The sequence below is a fragment of the Neorhizobium galegae genome, from assembly GCF_021391675.1.
In the GTDB taxonomy this organism is placed as follows: Bacteria; Pseudomonadota; Alphaproteobacteria; order Rhizobiales; family Rhizobiaceae; genus Neorhizobium; species Neorhizobium galegae_B.
This window is the reverse complement of the sequence record NZ_CP090095.1, coordinates 3,795,367-3,809,723: the sequence shown is the minus strand read 5'-3', so window position 1 is coordinate 3,809,723 and position 14,357 is coordinate 3,795,367. Positions and strand designations below refer to the sequence as shown.

13 protein-coding genes are annotated in these 14,357 nt (G+C 61.8%); 10 read left to right on the top strand and 3 right to left on the bottom strand.

What is annotated here, in order from left to right; genetic code table 11:
* The first annotated feature begins 32 nt into the window (after positions 1 to 32).
* From LZK81_RS18660 to LZK81_RS18635, 6 genes are read left to right on the top strand one after another with little or no spacing between them, the layout of a single operon-like run.
* Complete coding sequence (locus LZK81_RS18660; RefSeq protein ID WP_046611227.1) at positions 33 to 1,049, top strand: ABC transporter permease; 1,017 nt, start codon at positions 33 to 35, stop codon at positions 1,047 to 1,049.
* A 22-nt stretch (positions 1,050 to 1,071) separates the two neighbouring features.
* Entirely contained in the window at positions 1,072 to 1,956 is an 885-nt protein-coding gene (locus LZK81_RS18655; RefSeq protein WP_370649435.1) for an ABC transporter permease, read from the top strand.
* A gap of 11 nt (positions 1,957 to 1,967) precedes the next feature.
* Complete coding sequence (locus LZK81_RS18650; RefSeq protein ID WP_233954211.1) at positions 1,968 to 2,825, top strand: ABC transporter ATP-binding protein; 858 nt, start codon at positions 1,968 to 1,970, stop codon at positions 2,823 to 2,825.
* On the top strand, positions 2,822 to 3,580 hold the full coding sequence (locus LZK81_RS18645) for an ABC transporter ATP-binding protein (RefSeq protein WP_037085688.1): 759 nt from the start codon (positions 2,822 to 2,824) through the stop codon (positions 3,578 to 3,580). The genes LZK81_RS18650 and LZK81_RS18645 overlap by 4 nt, the downstream gene beginning before the upstream one ends.
* Before the next feature lie 31 nt (positions 3,581 to 3,611).
* Complete coding sequence (locus tag LZK81_RS18640; protein ID WP_046604214.1) at positions 3,612 to 4,346, top strand: FadR/GntR family transcriptional regulator; 735 nt, start codon at positions 3,612 to 3,614, stop codon at positions 4,344 to 4,346.
* Entirely contained in the window at positions 4,343 to 5,401 is a 1,059-nt protein-coding gene (locus tag LZK81_RS18635) for a dienelactone hydrolase family protein (RefSeq protein WP_233954210.1), read from the top strand. The genes LZK81_RS18640 and LZK81_RS18635 overlap by 4 nt, the downstream gene beginning before the upstream one ends.
* 966 nt (positions 5,402 to 6,367) lie before the next feature.
* On the opposite strand, the gene LZK81_RS18630 is transcribed toward LZK81_RS18635, so the two are convergent.
* On the bottom strand, positions 6,368 to 7,516 hold the full coding sequence (locus LZK81_RS18630) for a mandelate racemase family protein (protein ID WP_233954209.1): 1,149 nt from the start codon (positions 7,514 to 7,516) through the stop codon (positions 6,368 to 6,370).
* Positions 7,517 to 7,621: 105 nt separating this feature from the next.
* The gene (locus LZK81_RS18625) at positions 7,622 to 8,422 is read right to left on the bottom strand and encodes an NAD-dependent epimerase/dehydratase family protein (protein ID WP_233954208.1); all 801 of its coding nucleotides are present in this window, start codon (positions 8,420 to 8,422) and stop codon (positions 7,622 to 7,624) included.
* 264 nt (positions 8,423 to 8,686) lie between these two features.
* Here LZK81_RS18625 and LZK81_RS18620 point away from each other — a divergent pair, with 264 nt between their 5' ends.
* Together LZK81_RS18620 and kdgD are read left to right on the top strand one after the other, a co-directional pair.
* Entirely contained in the window at positions 8,687 to 9,346 is a 660-nt protein-coding gene (locus LZK81_RS18620; protein WP_046604598.1) for a FadR/GntR family transcriptional regulator, read from the top strand.
* An 88-nt stretch (positions 9,347 to 9,434) separates the two neighbouring features.
* A complete protein-coding gene (gene kdgD / locus LZK81_RS18615) occupies positions 9,435 to 10,367 on the top strand; it encodes a 5-dehydro-4-deoxyglucarate dehydratase (protein WP_046611233.1) in 933 nt (310 codons plus the stop codon).
* Positions 10,368 to 10,523: 156 nt separating this feature from the next.
* Here the strand turns inward: kdgD and LZK81_RS18610 are convergent, their stop codons facing one another.
* Positions 10,524 to 12,107, bottom strand: coding sequence for an ABC transporter substrate-binding protein (locus LZK81_RS18610; RefSeq protein WP_418936507.1), 1,584 nt, complete (start codon positions 12,105 to 12,107; stop codon positions 10,524 to 10,526).
* Positions 12,108 to 12,366: 259 nt separating this feature from the next.
* On the opposite strand from LZK81_RS18610, the gene LZK81_RS18605 reads away from it, so the two are divergent.
* Together LZK81_RS18605 and LZK81_RS18600 are read left to right on the top strand one after the other, a co-directional pair.
* Positions 12,367 to 13,182, top strand: coding sequence for an NAD-dependent epimerase/dehydratase family protein (locus tag LZK81_RS18605; protein ID WP_233954206.1), 816 nt, complete (start codon positions 12,367 to 12,369; stop codon positions 13,180 to 13,182).
* Between the two features lie 7 nt (positions 13,183 to 13,189).
* Complete coding sequence (locus LZK81_RS18600; protein ID WP_233954205.1) at positions 13,190 to 14,269, top strand: mandelate racemase/muconate lactonizing enzyme family protein; 1,080 nt, start codon at positions 13,190 to 13,192, stop codon at positions 14,267 to 14,269.
* Positions 14,270 to 14,357 lie beyond the last annotated feature (88 nt).

The following is a 14,357-nucleotide window of genomic DNA, read 5'->3' as shown; positions in this document are numbered from 1 at the left end:
CGCGGCATCCGGTACGGTTCTGAGGAAGTCCCATGAACAACGAGCGTCTCACCGCTTTCACGCGGCAGGCCGGCACCATATTGGCAACCCTTCTCGGCTTGCTGATCCTGACCTTCTGCATCGGACGGCTGATGCCCGTCGATCCGGTCCGCGCCATTGTCGGCGAAGAGGCCGACCAGGCCACATACGACACGGTCGCGGAACGGATCGGCGCGAACCTTCCTCTCTACCAGCAGTTCTTTCGTTATGTGAGCGATCTGCTGCACGGCGATTTCGGGACGTCGATCCGGACAGGGCAGCCGGTCATCAACGACATCCTGCATGTCATGCCGGCGACGATCGAGCTTGCGACCTTCGCGATCATCGTCGGGGCGGGCCTGGGCATTCCGCTCGGCATTCTGGCAGCCGTGCGCCGCAACCGTCCGGTCGACCACATCATCCGGTTCCTCACCCTGATCGGCCATTCCATGCCGATCTTCTGGACCGGCATGATCGGCCTGATCATCTTTTATGCGGCGCTGGATCTGGTTGGCGGCGGCGGCCGTCTGTCGGATTATTATATCGGCCTCGTACCGGAAACGACGGGCTTCCTGCTGATCGACTCGATCATCGCCGGCGACTGGGAGGTCTTGCGGGATGCGGTCAACCATCTGCTGCTGCCGGCGAGCATCCTCGGTTATTCGTCGATGGCCTATATCACCCGCATGACCCGCAGTTTCATGCTGGACCAGCTGAACCAGGAATACGTTACCACGGCGCGGGTGAAGGGGCTCTCGAAGGGCCGCACCATCTGGCACCACGCATTCGCGAATATCCGGGTGCAGCTGGTGACGATCGTGGCGCTTGCCTATGGCAGCCTGCTGGAAGGGGCGGTGCTCATCGAGACCGTGTTCTCCTGGCCGGGCTTCGGCCAATACATCACCAACAACATGCTGATCGGCGACATGAACGCGGTGATGACCTGCGTGCTGCTGGTCGGTATCATCTTCATTGCGCTCAACCTGCTTTCCGACGCGCTTTACAAGATCTTCGATCCGAGGACGCGGTGACATGGCAGCTCAATCTCTCGACATGCAGGACGTGGCCATGAACGGTACTCGCTCAAACCCAAATTCGGCCTTCCGCCGATTGCTCGCCGTCATCCGCGAGCTTCTCGGCAACCCGTCTTCGGGTTTCGGCCTCATTGTCATCACCATCCTGGTCCTGACGGCGATCGTCGCGCCGCTGATCGCGCCCTATGACCCGAATGTCATCAATCTTGGCAATACGCTGAAGCCGCCGAGCGCCGAGCACTGGTTCGGAACCGACGAGCTCGGCCGAGACATCATGAGCCGCATCATCTATGGCACGCGCATCAGCCTGACGATCATCACCATCGTCTCGGTGATCGTCGGTCCGATCGGGCTGCTGGTCGGCACGACGGCCGGCTATTTCGGCGGCTGGTACGATACGATCATGATGCGGATCACCGATATCTTCCTGTCCTTCCCGAGCCTCATCCTGTCGCTTGCCTTCGTGGCGGCCCTCGGTGCCGGCCTTGAAAATGCGATCATCGCCATCGGTCTCACCACCTGGCCGCCGATCGCCCGCCTCGCACGTGCAGAAACGCTGACCTTCCGAGGCGCCGACTATATCTCGGCCTCGCGCATGCAGGGCGCGTCGTCACTGCGCATCATCATCAAGTCGATCATGCCGATGTGCCTGCCTTCGGTCCTGGTGCGCATCACGCTTTCGATGGCGACCGTCATCCTGACTGCCGCGGGCCTCGGTTTCCTGGGTCTCGGTGCCCAGCCGCCGCTTCCCGAATGGGGCGCGATGATCGCCACCGGCCGGCGCTACATGCTGGACAACTGGTGGCTGGTCGCCTTCCCGGGCGGCGCCATCCTGCTCGTCAGCCTTGCCTTCAACCTTCTCGGCGACGGCCTGCGCGACGCGCTCGATCCGAAACAGCGTTAGGATTTTCCCCCATGGATAACAGCCAGGCACTCCTGAAGGTCGAAAATCTCCGCGTCAGCTATCGCAGCGGCAAGACCTACAACACCGTCGTCAAGGGCGTCTCCTTCGATCTCGGCCGCGAGCGGCTCGGCATTGTCGGCGAATCCGGTTCCGGCAAGTCGACGATCGGCCGCGCGCTGCTGAAGCTCCTGCCGACCGCGAAGATCGAAGCCGACCGCATGGATTTCGGCGGCATCGACCTCATCTCCGCCAACGAAAAGCAGATGCTGACGATCCGCGGTCGACGCATTTCGATGATCCTCCAGGATCCGAAATTCTCGCTCAACCCGGTGCATCGCGTCGGAGACCAGATCGCCGAGGCCTATCGTGTTCACTACAAGGCCTCGGCGCAGGTCGCCCGGCAGAAGACGCTGGAAATGCTGGAAGCGGTGAAGATCCGCGATCCGGAACGGGTGTTCGGCCTTTATCCGCATGAAGTCTCGGGCGGCATGGGCCAGCGCATCATGATCGCCATGATGCTGATCCCCGAGCCGCAGATCATCATCGCCGACGAGCCGACCTCCGCGCTCGACGTCACGGTGCGCATGCAGGTCCTCAACATCCTGAACGAACTGGTGACCAACAAGGGCATCGGCCTCATCATGATCAGTCACGACCTCAACCTGGTGCGCAATTTCTGCGACCGCGTTCTGGTCATGCGCCATGGCGAGGTCGTCGAGGAGCGGGCGGCCCGGGACATGCGCAACTGCACGCATCCCTATACCCAAGGGTTGCTTGCCGCGCAGCCGCATATCGGCGGCAGCCGCAAGCCGCTTCCGGTCCTGAACCGCCAAACCATCTCCCAAGAGACCAAAGAGGTGCGCGCATGACCGCCATCGACGTTCGCAACCTCTCGATCGATCTGGGTTACAGCTCGGCGAAGAAGCGCATTCTCGGCGATGTCTGCTTTTCGGTCGAGGCCGGCGAATCCTTCGGGCTTGTCGGCGAGTCCGGTTCTGGCAAGTCGACCATCCTGCGCTGCATCGCCCGTCTCCTGAATCTCTGGGAGGGCGACATCCAGCTTGAGGGACGGTCGGTCAACGACATGCCCTTCGTCGAATATTGCCGTGCGGTCCAGATGGTCTTCCAGGATCCCTACGGTTCGCTGCATCCGCGCCAGTCGATCCGCACCGCGCTTCAGGAGCCACTCCGCATCCATCGCATGGACCGCCAGGTCGAACGCATGGAGCGGGCTCTGATCGATGTCGGCCTCGATCCGGCCTTCCTGTCGCGCTTTCCGCACGAGCTTTCCGGCGGCCAGCGCCAGCGCGTGGCGATCGCACGCGCGCTCATTCTCGAGCCGCGCATCCTGCTCCTCGACGAGCCAACCTCGGCGCTCGACGTCTCGGTGCAGGCGGAAGTGCTCAATCTGCTCGCCGATCTGCGTGCAAAACGCAACTTGACCTATCTCTTCGTTTCCCATGATCTTGCGGTGATCGATCATATGTGCGAGCGGCTGGCGGTAATGCAGCATGGTCGCGTGGTCGAGGTGATGAGCCGAGACGTGCTGGCGACAGGTCAGGCCAAGGATCCCTATGCCCGCGAACTGATCCAGGCGAGCCTCGAATACGACCACGCTGTCTGAGTTTCACATCCGAGACGCCATGGAGTGCCCGATGACAGCCGAAGCCCCATCCTCTACCTGGCGCCGCAGGGAGACCCTGAGTTCGCAGGTCGTGCGCACGATCGCCGAGCGGATCAAGCTTGGGGACTATCCGCGCGGATCGAAGCTTCCGACGGAAAAGGCGCTGATCGACGAGCTGGGCGTCAGCCGGACGGTTGTCCGGGAGGCGATCGCCAATCTTCGGGCAAGCGGCCTCGTCTCGATCCATCATGGTATCGGCGTCTTCGTTCGCCAGGACGCGGGTGTCACGCCTTTCCGCCTTGGCGACGAAAACCTGATGCTGGTCGAAAACCTGGTAAAGGGCCTCGAATTGCGTATAGGCATCGAATCGGAAGCGGCGGCACTTGCCGCCGACCGGCGGACCCAGGGGGATATCCAGGCCATGACCGCGGCCTGCAAGGCGATGGATGTTGCCGTCCGCCGTGCGAGCCGGGACACGCAGGCGGATTTCGATTTCCACCGCGCCGTAGCCACCGCCAGCCACAACGAGCATTTTTTCCGTATTTTCAACTATCTCGGCGAAACCCTGATGCCGCGCATGCGGCTTTCGACCCATGCGGTCGATGACGCGAGCCTCTCCGTGCATCTCACCCGCGTCAATGAAGAACACCGTGCCATTCTCAAGGCAATCGAAGCCCGTGACGTGGAAGGCGCGCGCGGGGCGATGCGCAAGCACCTGGGCGACAGCCGCGACCGGATGCTCGAACGGTTGCGGCAGGAGCCATGATCGACAGCGAGAACATGTCGAGCCTCGCAGCGAGGCTGCGCGACAATCTCTCGTTCGACTGGAATTTCCACCCGGCCGCGGAAAGCTTTCCAGACTGGAAGGACCGCACACGAAACAAGGTGCGGCAGGCACTCGGTGTCGGGCGGATCGCGCCCGCAAGCGCGTCGGTCATCAAGGAGTGGACCGAAGACGGACGCATGGGCCAGGAGCTCGAACTTGGCTTTTCGAACGGCGAAACGACGAGAGCCTATCTCCTTCGTCCTGATACGAATGACGTTACGCCTGCCGTGCTGCTGCTGCACGACCACGGCTCGTTCTTCTCGATCGGCAAGGAGAAGATGATCCGCCGCTCCGGCGAGGCTTCCGAGGTCGCAGCGGACACGGATCGATGGGCGGCCAGACTTTACGGCGGCCGGCATGTCGGCAACGAACTCGCCCGGCGCGGTTATACCGTGCTCTGCGCCGACGCGCTCGGCTGGGGTAGCCGGAAAGGCAACGGTTACGAAGCGCAGCAGGCGCTGGCGGCCAACCTCATGCAGTTCGGGGTTTCCTACGCCTCCGTCATCCTGCTCGAGGACCTCGAGGCGATGGCATGGCTTCGCGCACTGCCCGGCGTCGATGGAAACCGTGTGGCGAGCTTCGGGTATTCGCTGGGCGGCTCGCGCGCGTGGCAGGTGGCGGCACTTTCGGACGACGCCAAGGCCTGCGTCGCCGGCGGCTGGATGGGGACGCTGCAGGGCCTCATGCAGCCGGGCAACAACCAGCTTCGTGGACAGTCGGCCTTTTCCCTGCTGCATCCGCCGATCGCCGGAAAGCTCGACTACCCGCATTTTGCAGGGCTCGCCGCGCCGAAACCCGCGCTGATTTTCAGCGGCGCCGAAGACCGGCATTTTCCGGAGCCTGCCGCCGTGGCAGCGCAGGAGCAACTTCATGCGATCTGGACGGCCGCGGATGCGGAACATAGCCTCGAAACGCGGCTTTGGCCCGGCGCGGCCCATGCATTCCCGGTTGACCAGCAGGATCATGCGATGGATTGGCTCGATCGGGTGATGTGAGGTGGGCTGGAGGGCGAGTCCTTCGCGGATGCGGGCTGCTTCTGTTTACTGGTGATCGCATATGAATGCATGGGGCGGTGCGAGGAGCCCCTCCCCCTTGTGGGGAAGGGTTGGGGAGGGGACTCATCCAGCATCAAAACCCCTCCCGCCTGCCGGCCACCCTCCCCACAAGGGGGAGGGTTAAGAATGCCGCGCTGCCTCACCCTACCCCTCAAGGGGGGAGATGTCCGGCAGGACAGAGGGGGGTATGGCGGGATGCACCTTCCAATGCTGTCTTTCGGTGTTCGCCCCGTGGACAATTTATCGCAGCCTTCCAGCATCCCCAATGACTTAACCGCGTCATCATCCACGGCCTCCAGCTTTCCGCCTACAATTCTCCCGCTTCCGTCGCCGGAGTGTTTCGCGAGACGTTCGCGGGCAGGCGGAGGCCGGCGCCCTCATTCGATCCGTAACGTGCGGGGAAGGTGAGGGAGGTGAAAGCCATGGACGGTGCGCTGAAAGGCAAGCCTTCCTATCAAGCCTCCCCCTGGCCACCGGGCCGGGTTCGGATTAGCCGTGCAAGTGGCAGGCCTGTCTCGAAAGGACGGGCGCGAACGAAGCCACGCAGCGAGGCGAGGTGATCACCTGTAGAGGCCGGAAGCCTCGACAAGACGCCGAAGGCCACGCGAATGCGGAGCCACTACTAAAAAATCAATCGAGGTTCCGCATTCGTGTGGGCTCTCCGATCTTTGACAGAGCCACGGCAGGAAACTGCGCGGGGCTCCAGAGTGTTGGCCGAAGGCCGGAAATCAACGGGTTTGATTCCATCGACGGAGGCGAGCATGTCCCGCGCGAAGGTTTTCCATCATCCGTCATTGGATACTCGGGTCATCCACGGGCGACAGGTTTGTATGACTGCAAAAACAAGAAACCCGGCCACAACGGGACCGGGCTTCTCTTTCCTGCTTGGGAGGCAGAATAAACGGTTCACTCAACCAGATTGGCGTTGATGAAGTCGAAGTTGATGTCTTCGCCCATGCCCGGCTTGTCGGAAATATGAACAAAACCGTCTTCGTCCATCGGGTCGACGAGGGCGTTCAGGTATTCGAAGCCGTCGTCATATTCGAGGAACGGGTGCAGCAGACCGCGCTCGTACCATTTCGCGTTCTTGGTGCAGGCCGCGACGATCAGGTTCGGAGCGCCATTGCCGTGGATCTCGCAGTTCATGCCGAAGGATTCGGCCAGATGCATGGTCTTCATCGCCGGGCTGATGCCACCGACGTCGTGGACGCCGGTGCGCAGGATGTCGCAGGCTTTGCTGGTGATCCATTCCGCGCGGCTGAAATGCTTGCCGCCGGCGCTTTCCGGACCAAGGACCGGAATGTCGAGGTTTTCGGCAAGCCAGGCGTAGGACGCCGAGCTCTGCTCGTCCATCGGCTCCTCGATCCAGTCGAAGCCGAGCTTTTCGAGGCCCCTGCCGAGTTCCAGAGCTTCCGTGCGGGTATACCAGTGGAAGGCATCGATCATCAGGTGGATATCCGGGCCGACCGCCTCGCGGACCGCGGCGCAGGCCTTGAGGTCCATCTTGACATCAGGCGCCCAGGAAACCGGCGGCATCCAGGTGTGCAGCTTGATGCCCTTGTAACCGCGCTTGACGAGCTTTTCGCCGAACCGGCCGTAATCTTCCGGGGTTGCGAGGCCGTTTTCCAGCTCGTCGCCGCACATGATCGAGCCATAGGCCGGGATCTTTTCGCGGTAGGTGCCGATCAGTTTGTGAACCGGCATGTTCAGCTTGCGGCCGGCAAGGTCCCACAGGGCGCAATCGATGATCGCGAGCGTCCGGTCGGTCAGCTGCATGGCGCTGCCGCGCTGCCAGTGTGCGAGATCCTGCCACAGCCTTTCGCGCGCGAACGGATCTTCGCCGATCAGCACCTTCTTGACGAACTTGTCGATCACATGCGGGCGAACGATTTCCGGCGGAGCGAAGCAATAGCCTTCGGCACCGTCGTCATCGACGATGGTCAGCAGCGCCAGGTTGACTTTGTGCGGCGGGCCCGGATGGGCATGGCCGGCGGTATCCTGGTGACGGCGCGTGGTATGGGAGAATACGCGCACATTGACGTCTACGATCTTCACGAAATTCCTCCTGTCAGAAGCAGAGGGACGAACCTCCGCCATTTCATGTCGGGACCCGGCGAGGGCCGGATCGGAGCCGCCCGTCGGGCGGCGGAAGTCTGTCTTTCACGCATCGTCCGGATGGCCGGCCGAGGCGAAGGCGCCACCTTGATAGATGATGGCGGGATCGGTCGGGTCCTGCCTGCCGGCTGCCGTTTCCACTTCGACGCGCCACCTTGCGGAACTGTCCTCGGGTTTCCAGCCGAGGAAGGCGGCATTGCGATTGTCCCACCACTGCTCGTCGTTGGCAGAGGCGCCGTAGACGATGGTGTGTGCGATCCGCGGCGCAGCAAAGGCGCGCCGGCAGAGGGAAAAGAAATCACGGTAGCTGAGCCAGGTCGCCAGCATGCGCGTGTTGGCCGGTTTTTCGAAGCACGAACCGATACGGACGGACAAAGTCTCCTGTCCGAATTTTTCGAAATAGAGGCTGGCAATCGCCTCTCCGAAAACCTTCGAAGCCCCGTAGAGCGAGTCCGGCTTCGGCACGACCGTGTTGTCGAGCCGTTCATCGCACCGATAGTAGCCGATCACATGGTTGGAGCTTGCAAAGACGATGCGCGGCAGGCCGTTGTGCCGGGCGGCTTCGTAGATATTGTAGAGGCCGACGATATTGCCCTGGACGATGAGGTCGAACGTCTTTTCGAGGGAAATGCCGCCGAGATGGATGATCCCGTCGACGCCCTCGACCAGCTTTGCGACACCTGCGGCATCCGCCAGATCGCATTGAACGAAGGTTTCGCCCGCGCCCGTATCGGCGATCTCACCGATGTCCGACAGCACGACGTGCTCGGCGATCTCCCTCAGCATCGGCCGGATTGCCCGGCCGACACCCCCCGCGGCGCCGGTTAAAAGCAGTCTCTTGAGCATTCTTCCCTCGTGGACGGGCCGTCGGTGGATATGCGCCGGTCCGCCATGTCATCATACCTCATAGGTCATCTCATACTATAGGTCCATGGCCGGACGTCAATAAATTTCTTGACCTGCGCTTGACAATGCCGTGGGGTTTTACCCCTCTAAGTGACTGAAATGCCAAAGCGAGGGAGCGGGCAGACGTTGAAGAGAGCAGATAACATCACCGGGGAGGCACCCTCGCGAAAAGGCCGCAATCTGGTCGAGACGGTTGGCCGGCGGATGCGGGATGCGATCGCGAGCGGCGCGTTGAAGCCCGGTGACAAACTGCCCACGGAGAGCGGGCTGACGTTGCAATACGAGGTCAGCCGGACGGTCATCCGCGAGGCGATCGCTTCGTTGCGGGCCGACAATCTCGTCGAGGTCCGCCACGGCGTCGGCGTCTTCGTTCTGGCGCCGCAAGGCGGGCTGCAGGCGGGCTTCCGCACCGTGGATGCCAACCGCGTTTCCTCCATCATCGAAATGCTGGAAGTTCGCGCTGCGATCGAGATAGAGGCTGCGGGTCTTGCTGCGGTCCGTTCGTCACCGGCGCAGCAGGAGCTGATCTTCGAATGTCTCGAGACGATCAAGCGGCAGATCGCCGCCGGTGCGGCAACGATTGAAAGCGATCGGGCTTTCCATTTGGCCATTGCGGACGCGACCAACAACCCGCGTTTCCGGGAGCTGTTGGAGGCGATCGGCAAGCAGATGATCCCGCGATCGCTGCTGCAGGAGGGCGAGGTCGAGATTTCGCCGCCTGAATACCTGGCGCAGATCCAGGATGAACATGCCCGTATCGCCCGCGCAATCACAGATGGCGATGATTCGGCTGCTCGCGACGCCATGCGCATGCATCTCAAGGGGAGCCAGCAACGCTATCGATCTCTGATACGGCGTCCTTGAGTCGCCCATAAAGATAATACAACTATTGACAGTCATAATATGACTTGGTAGCCTTCTGGAAATCAACCAGGAAGGGACTGTCATGTCTATGGATCCAAATGAACTGAAGCATGCGCTCGGCGCCGGCCTCCTGTCGTTCCCCGTCACGCCGTTCGGCAAGGATGGCCTCTTCAACCGCAAGGCCTACGAGCAGCATGTCGGCTGGCTGGCCGGCTTCGATGCTTCGGTGCTTTTTGCCGCCGGCGGCACGGGCGAGTTCTTTTCACTGGAGCCCTCCGAAATTCCGGAGATCATCGTCGCCGCCAAGGCTTCGGCCGGCAGCACGCCGATCGTTGCCGGTTGCGGTTATGGGACGCGTATCGCCGTCTCGATCGCCAAGTCTGCCGAAAAGGCCGGCGCCGACGGCATCCTGCTGCTGCCGCATTACCTGATGGATGCCAGCCAGGAAGGCCTTTACCAGCATATCAAGACCGTCTGCCAGTCGGTCGGCATCGGCGTGATGGTCTATAACCGCGACAATTCGATCCTGACGGCGGAAACGCTGGCTCGCCTTTGCGAGGCCTGCCCCAACCTGGTCGGCTTCAAGGACGGTTCCGGGGATATCGGCCTGGTGCGCAAGATCACCGCGGTCATGGGCGACCGCCTGACCTATCTCGGCGGCATGCCGACGGCCGAGCTTTTTGCGGACGCCTATCTCGGTGCCGGCGTCACCACCTATTCGTCGGCCGTCTTCAACTTCGTCCCGGCGCTGGCCCAGAAGTTCTACAAGTCGCTCCGGGCCGGGGATACGGCCGCCACCAACCAGATCCTCATCGACTTCTTCTATCCGTTCATGGAGATTCGCAACCGCCAGAAGGGTTACGCGGTTTCCGCCATCAAGGCCGGCGTGCGGCTGATGGGCTTCGATACGGGTCCGGTTCGCGCGCCGCTGACCGACCTGACCGCCGAAGAAGTCAAGATGATGGAGGCTCTCTGCGAGCCCTATCGCAATAACGCTCTCGGGACGCAGGCGGCTGAATAAGCCACCTTCCTCCACACCTCCCTCCCGAGTGCATCAGCCGGCAGGTCCACCCTGCCGGCTTTTTCGTTTCCGCGGCCCGAGCGTTCGCGGAAAATAAAAAACGCCCGCAACCGAAGTTGCGAGCGCCGTCCTGGGAGGGACTGATAGCTTGATTGGTCAGCGCTGCTTGGACACGCTGCGCAGACGAACCGTCCAGCCGTAGTGGTTCACATAACCCTTGACGTCGGCGCGATAGACGACGCTGTCGATGACCGCCGAGATCGGCTGCAGCGCGGGAACGAGTTCCTCGTATCGCTTCTGGATGTCTTCATAGGCCGTCTTCTGCTTTGCCTGGTCGCGTTCCACCAGTGCCTTGGCCGACATGTCGTTCAGCTGCTGGTCGAAGAAGGACGTGCGCCAGCCGATGATGCCGCTGAGCTTGGCGTCGTCGGCGTTGTTCGGGTTGATGACGAGGGCGCGCAGGTTGGAATGCGGATGCGGCTCCTGGCCGCCGCCGCCGCGACCGACGAGCATTTCGAACTTGCGCTCGCGCATCGGGCCATAGATCTGGTCGCCGGCGCCCTGGACGATCTCGGCCTTGATGCCGGCCTGGGCGAGGGTTGCCTGGATGGCGGTGGCGGTGTCCGTGAAAGGCGGCTCGTTGAGCGTCAGCAGCCTGACCGGGAAACCGTCGGGATAACCCGCCTTGGCGAGCAGTTCCTTTGCCTTGGCGACATCGAGCTTGTAGTCCGGATCGGCCAAGCTGCCGACGACACCTTCGGCGACCGGGCGAAGACGCTTCGTGCCGTAGTTCGGCATGATCGACTTGTTGATGCCGTCATAGTCGATCAGGTGGCGGATCGCGAGGCGCACATCCGGGTTCTTGAAGCGCTCGTCCTTCATGCTCACGGCGAGGAAGTAGAAGCCTGAGCTCGGCGTGCTCTGCACTTCGACGTCCTTGTTCTTGCCAAGTGCGGCGATATCGGGAACCGAAAGGCCGATCGCGACGTCCACGTCGCCCTTTTCCAGCATCAGCCGCTTGGTCTGGGACTCCGGCATGTGCCGGAAGATCACCCGCTTCATCTTCGGCTTTTCGCCCCAGTAATCGTCGAAGCGCGTCAGGATGAGCATTTCGTTGGAGGCCCAGCGCGTCAGGCTGAAGGCGCCGGAACCGGCAATATTGATCTTCAGCCAGGCCGCGCCCTTGTCGCCGTTCGCCTCGTGGCTCATGGCGGTCTTCATGTCGATGACCGCGCTGGCATCCGGTTTGCCAAAAATGTCGAGCGTGAGCTGCGGATCGGTCGGCTGAGCCGGCTTGAGGGTGATCTTGTTGCCGTCGGCCGTCAGCAGCTGGTCGATATTGTTGGCCTTGTAACCGAAGGACGACCAGACGCCCGCGCCGACCAGGCCGAGGCTGATATTGCGCTTGATCGACCAGATGACGTCTTCGGCTCTGACCGGGTTGCCGGACGTGAACTTCGCGCCATCCCTCAGCGTGAAGGTGATCGAGCCGTCATCCGCAACCGTCCAGGCGCTGGCGAGACCCGGATTGACGGTCTTCTTGTCCGGCGCGAGTTCCACCAGCGTATCATAGAGATTGGCGATGACGCCTGTCGCCTCGCGGCCTGAAATCGCTGCCGGGTCGAGGGTCAGGATATTGTTCATGCTGAGGCCGACGATCAATTGGTCGGCGGGGGTATCTGCGTATGCGCCGACCGGCGCAGACAGCGTCAGAGCCGTGGCCAGAGCCACATGCTTCATCCATTTCATCTGGGGTTCCTCCATTCCAGGCACTCAAGTGAGTATGACGTCACATGACTGCTGCGTTGTATGAAGACGGAAAAGATAATCCTCGTCAACTGATATTGGCCTAGAAAATAATGCGTCTCGCGCTCTTTTGACTTCGGGGGCGCGCGGCCGTTGCCTTGATATCCTATTTCGATCTTCGGGTCATATTATGAGTTGACGTGCATTCTAGGCACCTTCTAAATTGCAGGCAGCATGTCGAGGAGGAACGGGGATGAAGCGGCTTCTGATCACGGGGGCGGCCGGCAACATGGGCAAGGCCATGCGCCAGCGGCTCGGGCACCTCGCGGAGGTCATCCGCATTTCCGATATCTCCCCTCTGGACGATGTTGCGGCCAACGAGGAACCTTTTGCCTGCGACCTGGCGGATTCCGATGCCGTCCTGCGCACGGTGGAGGGTTGCGACGGCATCCTGCATTTCGGCGGCATTCCTTCCGAGAACACCTTTGCCAGCATTCTCGACAGCAATATCCGCGGCCTGCACAATCTCTACGAAGCGGCGCGAAAGCACGGAAAACCGCGCATCCTGTTTGCTAGCAGCAACCATACGGTCGGCTTCTATCGGCAGGACCAGTTCATCGGGGTCGATCAGCCCACCAAGCCGGACGGCCTTTATGGCGTCTCGAAATGCTTCGGCGAGGGTTTGGCGCAGATGTATTTTCACAAATTCGGCCAGGAGACGGCGATCGTCCGCATCGGCGCCTGCTGGCCGAAGCCGACGACGGTGCGGATGCTGTCGATCTGGCTGAGCTTCGACGACATGGCGTCGCTCGCGGAGAGGGTCTTCAAGGCTCCCTATCTAGGCTGCCCGACGATCTGGGGCGTTTCGGACAATCAGCCGAAATGGTGGGACAACTCCGCTTCCGCCTATCTGGGCTGGGTTCCGAAGGACAGTTCGGAGATCTATCGTTCGGAACTGGAACGCAATCCGGGCATTCCGGACAAGGGGTCGTCACAAGCCAAGTGGCAGGGGGGCGGTTTCGTCGACGATCCCATCTACACCGAACCTCCGCGCTCCGCGAACCGGTAACGATCCCATGAAAATCACCGATCTCACCACCACCGCCGTCACCCTGCCGCTTACAGAGCCGCTCGGCAATGCCACGGCGACCATTCATCAATTCTCCTGCATCGTGGTCGATCTCGTCACCGACGAAGGATTGCAGGGCGAAAACCTGATCTTCACCATCCGACCGGAACAGCTGAAGCTTCTGGACAGCATGGTGCATGTGCTGCGGGATGCGGTGATCGGGCGCGACCCGGACGATACGGGCGCCTTCTGGCAGGACGCCTGGCGGCGTATCAATTTCATCGGTTTCACCGGCGTCTCGATCATGGGCATTTCGGCGATCGATGGTGCCATGTGGGATCTGAGAGCCAAGCGCTCCGGGCTTTCGATCTCGCGGATGCTGGGCCGGTGCCGGGAAACCATTCCGGCCTATGCGAGCGGCGGCCTCTGGCTGACCCAGGATATTCCTTCGCTTGTCCGGCAGGCGGAAGGGTTTGTCGCAGCCGGCTTCAAGGCGATGAAGCTGCGGCTTGCGGGGCGGGTCGATGTCGACCTGCCGCGCGTGAAGGCAGTTCGGGCGGCGATCGGCAGCGATATCGGGTTGATGATCGATGCCAACCAGGTGCTCGGCGTCGATGCGGCGATCAGGCTCGGCGACGCGCTGGCGCCGTTTGACATCGTCTGGTTCGAGGAGCCGGTGCCGGCCCACGCATTGGAGGATTCGGCCAAGGTGGCAAAAGCCCTGCGCATGCCGATCGCGTCCGGTGAGAATGAATATACGCGTTACGGTTTCCGGCGGATGATCGAGACGGGTGCCGCTTCCATTCTCATGCCGGATCTCCAGCGGGTTGGCGGCGTCACCGAATTTTCCCGCGTCGGCGCTCTGGCGGCAAGCTTTGATCTGCCGATCTCGTCGCATCTTTTCCCCGAAATGAGCCTGCAGCTGCTGGCGCATGTCCCGACCGCCCATTCCCTGGAATACGTGGAATGGTTCACGCCGCTCTACGAGGAGAAGATAAAGCTCGTCGATGGGACGGCCCAGATCCCGGACGCCCCTGGCTGGGGCATGCACTTGGACCGGGATTCGATCCACCGCCACGCTCTTTAGGCTGAAGAACACGAAGCTCGAATCTGCCGGCGATACTTTCACAGCCAGCCGCGCATAGGAAATTCCCCCGTTTTCTTGTGAAAGCGCA